General features: G+C 71.8%; 5 protein-coding genes. 2 read left to right on the top strand and 3 right to left on the bottom strand.

Going from position 1 to position 6,099, the window contains the following annotated elements; translation table 11 throughout:
• Window positions 1-318: 318 nt before the first annotated feature.
• Window positions 319-1,383: an alpha/beta fold hydrolase gene (locus ACIBW9_RS35755; RefSeq protein ID WP_398961166.1), complete on the top strand. Its 1,065-nt coding sequence runs from the start codon at window positions 319-321 to the stop codon at window positions 1,381-1,383.
• A 2-nt stretch (window positions 1,384-1,385) separates the two neighbouring features.
• Here the strand turns inward: ACIBW9_RS35755 and ACIBW9_RS35750 are convergent, their stop codons facing one another.
• Complete coding sequence (locus ACIBW9_RS35750; RefSeq protein ID WP_398961165.1) at window positions 1,386-2,363, bottom strand: hypothetical protein; 978 nt, start codon at window positions 2,361-2,363, stop codon at window positions 1,386-1,388.
• Between the two features lie 131 nt (window positions 2,364-2,494).
• The gene (locus tag ACIBW9_RS35745) at window positions 2,495-4,012 is read right to left on the bottom strand and encodes a lysyl oxidase family protein (RefSeq protein WP_398961163.1); all 1,518 of its coding nucleotides are present in this window, start codon (window positions 4,010-4,012) and stop codon (window positions 2,495-2,497) included.
• A 290-nt stretch (window positions 4,013-4,302) separates the two neighbouring features.
• Between ACIBW9_RS35745 and ACIBW9_RS35740 the strand changes: the two genes are divergently transcribed.
• Window positions 4,303-4,947 (top strand): carbonic anhydrase, encoded by a 645-nt coding sequence (locus ACIBW9_RS35740; RefSeq protein WP_398961161.1) that lies wholly within the window; start codon window positions 4,303-4,305, stop codon window positions 4,945-4,947.
• Between the two features lie 97 nt (window positions 4,948-5,044).
• Here ACIBW9_RS35740 and ACIBW9_RS35735 read toward each other — a convergent pair whose 3' ends face one another.
• The gene (locus ACIBW9_RS35735; RefSeq protein ID WP_398961160.1) at window positions 5,045-6,022 is read right to left on the bottom strand and encodes an L-threonylcarbamoyladenylate synthase; all 978 of its coding nucleotides are present in this window, start codon (window positions 6,020-6,022) and stop codon (window positions 5,045-5,047) included.
• Window positions 6,023-6,099: the final 77 nt, after the last annotated feature.

Below are 6,099 nucleotides of genomic sequence, written 5' to 3'. Positions count from 1 at the left end.
CGCCCCCCCCCCCCCCCCCCCGCCCCCGGCCCCCCCCCCCCGCGGGCGGGGGGGGGGGGGGGGGGCCCCCCCCCCCCGGGCCGGCCCCCCCCCCCCCACGTCTCAACCAGTGCCCCCGGGTTGGAGACTCGGCTCGCCCGGACGGCTTCCTACCCCCACGGGAGTAGGCGTGATGACGACTCTCGGTGGATGATCCCGTTTCTGGACAGGGCGATGCTGTGGGCAGGGCGACGGGCGTTTGCCTGATCGGTGTGTCCGCGTCGTCCGTGACCGTGCCGGCCGTCGGGGTTGCCGGCCTGAAACAGAACGGGACCTCGCGTGGACGTCGACTCTCCGGCCGGGCGGACCGAGCCCGCGCCGCCGGATTCGGGCGCCGTGCAGCGCACGCCCGCGGCGCGCCGACCGCGGCTCAGGCGGTGGTTGAGGCGCCTGGCGCTCGGCTGCGCCGTACTGCTCGCAGTCGTCACCACGGCGTCGTTGGTCTACAACGCGTTCACTGCACGACGTGCCGCGCCTCCGGCAGGGCTGCGATACGTTCAGGCGGCCGATGTCCGTACTCGTTACCAGACGTGGGGCACGACCGGTCCGCCGGTTGTCCTCGTCCATGGCGCCTTCGAGCAGGTGGACACCTGGTCACGACTGGCGCCGCTCCTCGCGCGCGATCACCGGGTCTACGCGCTGGACCTGACCGGAGACGGCTACAGCGAACGCCGCGGCCCGTACACCGTCAGCCACTTCACCGAGCAACTGCTGGGCTTCCTCAGCGCCATGCACCTCGGCGGGCCCAGGGAGCGCCCCCTGCTGGTGGGCCATTCCAGCGGAGCCGCAGTCGTCACGGAGGCAGCATTGCGCGCTCCTGGGCGGATCGGGAGCGTGATGCTGCTCGACGGCGATGCCCTGAACACCGGCGCCGGCCCCCCGCCGGCCCTCACACACCTGCTGATCGATCCGTACCGCACCAGCCTGTTGCGCCTCGGACTCGGCGCCGACTGGCTGATCCGCTCCTTCTACGCTGCCCAGTGCGGACCGGCCTGCCCACCTCTCGACGCCGCCGGACTGGATCAGTGGCGTCGGCCGCTGCGGGTGCGGGGCGCGGAGGCCGCCCTGTGGAGCATGCTCGGCGAGGGCGTGCCCGGCCTCCCCGCGAGCCAGGTGGCGCGACTCGCGGCCGTCGGCATCCCCAAGTCGGTCGTGTTCGGCGCCGAGGACGACGTATTCAGCAGGCAGACCCCGCAGCAGACCGCCCGGCGCATCGGTGCCTCGTCGCCCACCCTCATCCCCGGAGCCCGCCACCTGACCATGATCTCCAGCCCTCGGGCGGTCGCGGCAGCCGTGGAAGCCCTGGCAGGCGCGCACCCTGCTCCAGCAGTCCATGAGAACTGAGGTCAGCGGGCCTCCGCCTCTGCGACCAGTGCGTCAACAGCCGTGCGCACCGCGGCCAGTTCGGCCGGGGTGGGGTCGGCCGGTTCGTGCGGTACCAGCGCGGCCGGGTTCACCACGGCGACGGTGCCCTCCGGGCCAGGCGCGCCCGCGGCGCGGGCAAGGAGCGTGCTGTGGTCGGGCGGCGGGGTGCTGAGGCCGTCGCCGAGTCTGCGCAGTGCGGCCCCGAGCGGGGGCTGGGGGAAGGGGAAGTCCGCGGGGAGCATCGCGGCTTGCCGGGTGTGGTCGTCGCCGCGGAAGTCCAGGGCCCAGCTCTCCCAGCCCGGCAACGGCCAGTTGTGGACGCCGGTCACGTTCTGCACGGCCCAGAGCGAGACGGTGCGGGCCTGCGGGTCGAAGTGGACGCCGCCGTAGGGCATGTCGGTGAGTGCGGGGGTGGGCGGGCACGCGACGGCCAGGTCGATGAGGCCGGGTCCGCCGGCGAGGTGCTCGACGGGCTCCCAGTCGCTGCCCCAGGCGCGGACACTTCCGTCGGGCAGGCGCACGGAGACGACGGAGCTGGGCTCGGTGTATTCGGTGGCCGCGAACCCGGTCGGCTCGAAGGTCTCGAACCAGCCAGGTTCACGGGTCAGGTCTCTGCCGAGGCCCAGGTGGTGGGTCAGATCACCCATGCCGTCGTGCGCGAAGCGGACGTCCCAGCCCGGCCAGGTCCGGGCGAGTACGGCGCGGGCGGCGATGTGGTCGGCCCAGCTGTCGGCGAAGGCGAACCACCACACGATCCGGCGGTCGTGGTCGATGAGTGCGGCGCCCTCGCACCACACGTCGTCGAGCCACTCGTCGATCTCCCGGTTGGCACGGAAGCAGCGTGTCGCCGCGGCCGGACCGGGCAGCAGGTCGTCGACCACCCGGGCGGCGGCCCAGTGCGAGTAGAACCGCTGCCAGGCGCCGTTCTCGACCACCACGTACTGCGCTCGTGCTCCCATGATCAGCGAGGCTAGCGCCGCCGGACGACGCGCGGCGAACGCTTTTCAGTTGACCGGTTCGCGCCGGCTGCCTGCCCCCCGCTCGGGGCACTGCCGAGCGGGCGGAGGCGTGTGCCTCCGCCCGCCGGTGGTCAGGGAGCGTCGATGAGGCCGTACTTCGGCACGGTCACCGTGCGGGCCCCCGGCGTGCCGCCGAGGATGACCTTGCGGTACGTCACGTTGTTGGCCGTGCTCTGCTCCTTGAGCCGGTTGTCGGGGTTGGCGATGACCTGGATGTAGTACGTGCCGTTCGGCAGGTCCGAGACGTCGAAGGACTGACCGGGCCGGAACTGGCTGTAGGTGTCGCCGTTGCCGACATCCAGCACCTCGCGCACCGAGACGGCGGTCTCCTCACCGCAGGCGGTGGCGAGGTCGGTGTTGTACGGGTGCCAGTTGGCGTTCTTGACCGTGTAGTCGATGGCGTCGGTGTTGGCCAGGCAGAACGCCTCCTTGCCGCTGCGGACGATCTCCCGCTTGTCCGCGCCGAGCAGCCGGTAGCTGGCGAAGTCGCTGAAGTGCCAGTGCTGGTGGCCCTCCCGCGGGTCCCACTCCATGGTGCCGGTGGGCGTGTACCCGACCTGCTTGCCCTTGGCGTCGTAGAAGTACTGGTACGCGTCCATCTTCTCCGCGCCGGGCTTGCGGAAGCCGTCCACGACCAGCGGCGAGGGGCCACCGTTCCATACGGTGGCGCTGAAGGCGAGGTAGTCCTTGCCGGGGGCGACACCGGCTCCGCCCTCGCCCCCGTCGGTGATGGCGATTCCGTACGCGGGGAGGGCACGCAGGTCGGGTTTGGGCACGTCGGCGGGAACGGTCGCCCTGCCGGCCGGGCGTGTCGCGGCCGGCTTCAGAGTCTTCGACGCGTTCTTCTGCCCGTGCTTGACACCGGCCAGGCCCTGGCCCCCGCCGGAGTTCTGGCGGACCGTCACCTTGACGGTCTGGGTCCTGTCCGCCATGCCGAACAGGTCGCGGTACTTCTTCGCCACCGACACCTTCGCGGTGTAGACGCCGGCCGGCAGGTCGATGGGGTTGTTCCCGCGGAAGCCCGGGGACGTGGCCGCCGCCCAGCCCTTCTCGACACCCCATACCCCACCGAGCGCGAACGGGTTCTCGGAGCAGCCGTCGGGATACTTCGAGGTGGCCGGGGCATCCGGCCGGATCCGGCCCGCCCGGCTGTTCGGGCAGAACGACTGTGTGGTGTCGGCCACCTTCGCGCCCGAGGCGTCGCTGATGCTGACCTTCAGGAAGTCCGGCAGGCCCGAGAAGTCCTTCACCAGGCCCGTCGGCAGGGTCTTGGTCACTGTGCGGCTGCCGGAGTGGATCACCTGTGTCGCGACGACGGGGTCGTTGTACGACTTTCGTGTCACCCGCATCTCGAGCGGGCCCCCGTCGACCGTGATGTAGGTGCCGAGGTCCAGGTAGATCCCCGGCTCGCCCTCGTAGCGGTTGACGGTCACCGAGGGGGAGGCGGCGATCAGTTGGAGCTTCGGCGTACCCGTCGGTGTCGCCGCTCCCGCTCCGGGCGCGGCGAGGGTTCCGGCGGCGCCGACGGTGAGGGCTGCGGCGGCGATGATCGCCGAACGTCGTAAGACGGTGGGGTGGTGTCTGGTCATGAGTGCTCTTTCTGCGTCTGGTCGGGACGAGTCGTGCACATGTCGAAGGCACGGACGGAGGTGTCTGTGTGCCATCTGTGAAAAGTGTGAAAAGTTGATTCGGGTTGCCTGGCCGCCGAAAGTCGCTCTGAACCGGGGCGCGTCGAGTGACAGAAGAAGGTCCAATCGAGGCGCCCACGCAGGGAGGCGGCCGCCCGGCCGGCACTCCGCGAACCATGCGTGGCCCGGCCTGTGAACTCGGGCGGGGACCGCGTGGCGCGATCAGTGCGGCCGGATCGTAGGCTGCGGTCATGACCGACATCAAGACGCCGACACCCCGCGACGCCTTCGAGCTGCTGCTGGCCGGTAACCAGCGCTTCGTCGCCGGTACGCCCGAGCACCCGAACCAGGACGCCACCCGCCGAGCCGAGATCGCCCCCTCACAGCAGCCCTTCGCCGTGCTGTTCGGGTGTTCCGACTCCCGGCTGGCCGCCGAGATCATCTTCGACCGTGGCCTGGGCGACCTCTTCGTGGTGCGCACTGCGGGCCATGTCGCGGGTGCGGAGGTGCTGGGCAGCATCGAATACGGCGTGGACGTACTCGGCTGCCCGCTGGTCGTGGTGCTCGGTCACGACTCGTGCGGCGCGGTGGGCGCTGCGTGCGCCGCGCTGGAGGACGGCATGACACCGGCCGGGTACGTCCGTGATGTCGTGGAGCGGGTGACGCCCAGCGTCCTGGCGGCGCGGGCCGCCGGGCGGGTGGAGCCGGAGGAGATCCTCGCGGAGCACATAAGGCACACCGTCGACCTGCTGCTGGACCGCTCCCGGGTGCTGGCCGAGAAGGTCGCCGCCGGCCAGGCCGCCGTGGTGGGCCTGTGTTACCGCCTGGCTGACGGCAGCGCGCAGCTCGTCGCCGCCCGCGGACTGGACACTGCGGCCGTCCCCACCGCATCCTGAACCCCGGCCGGCGCCCATGATCATTGGCGAGCCCGGTCAGGACCGTTCGCTCAGGGCGGGCACGACCATGCCCGCGGGGCGTCGGAGTCCGTCCTGGTCACTCGGTGGTCCGGGGCCCCGCGGCGCGGCGCAGACGGTTGGCGATCGCCAGTCCCATCCCCTCCTCCACCGGCAAGGACGCCACGATGAGGTCGCAGCCCCGCTGGTCGAGTTCGCGCAGGAACCCGTACAAGCCGCGTGCGTAGGCGGCCATCGAGGCGGGAAGGGCCACCACGGCGTGCGCCTTCACCGGGGTGTCGGCGATGGAGGCAGGAAGGAAGACCCCGACCTGGTGCCCCAGCTCCTGCGCCGTCTCCGCCTCGGCGACGACCTTCTCGGGCTCGACGAGGACGACCCGGGCCCGCGGTGCGTAGTGGGACGGGTGCTGGCCCGGTACCCGGACGCTGCTCGTCGCGTGGACCGCCAGCGGGCGCCCCAGCACCGCTTCGAGTTCCTCGAGGGTCACCCCGCCGGGCCGCAGGATGCTCGGCCTCTCGCCGGTGGCGTCCACGATGGTCGACTCGACGCCGACCTCGCAGGGGCCGCCGTCCAGGACGAAGTCGACGGCATCCCCGAGCTCCGCCCGAACGTGGGCCGCCGCGGTGGGACTGACCTGGCCGAAGCGGTTGGCGGACGGGGCCGTGACACCGCCGCCGAAGGCTGACAGCAGCGCGAGTGCGACGGGGTGGTCGGGCACGCGCACGGCCACGGTTTCCAGGCCACCGGTCGCTTCGAGGGGCACCCTGGGACCACGACGCAGGACCAGCGTGAGAGGCCCCGGCCAGAAGCGTTCGGCCAGCAGGCGGGCGGTCGCGGGCACCTCCTGGACCCAGTCGTCCAGGTGCTGAGCGTCGGCCAGGTGGACGATCAGCGGGTGAGAGGGCGGGCGCCCCTTGACCTGGAAGATGCGCGCGACGGCGGCGGCGTCCTCGGCGTTGGCGCCCAGACCGTAGACGGTCTCGGTCGGGAAGGCCACGAGCCCTCCGGCGCGCAGCACACCGGCTGCCTTCTCGATGTCAACGGTTCTCGCCGTCACCACGGCAGTCCTTTCACTGTTCGGATCTCACACACTCCACGGTCGCGTCGGCGCACGACGATGTCCTCGGCTGACGG

The sequence above is a fragment of the Streptomyces sp. NPDC049541 genome, assembly GCF_044465725.1.
In the GTDB taxonomy this organism is placed as follows: domain Bacteria; phylum Actinomycetota; class Actinomycetes; order Streptomycetales; family Streptomycetaceae; genus Streptomyces.
This window is presented reverse-complemented; position numbering and strand designations above follow the sequence as displayed.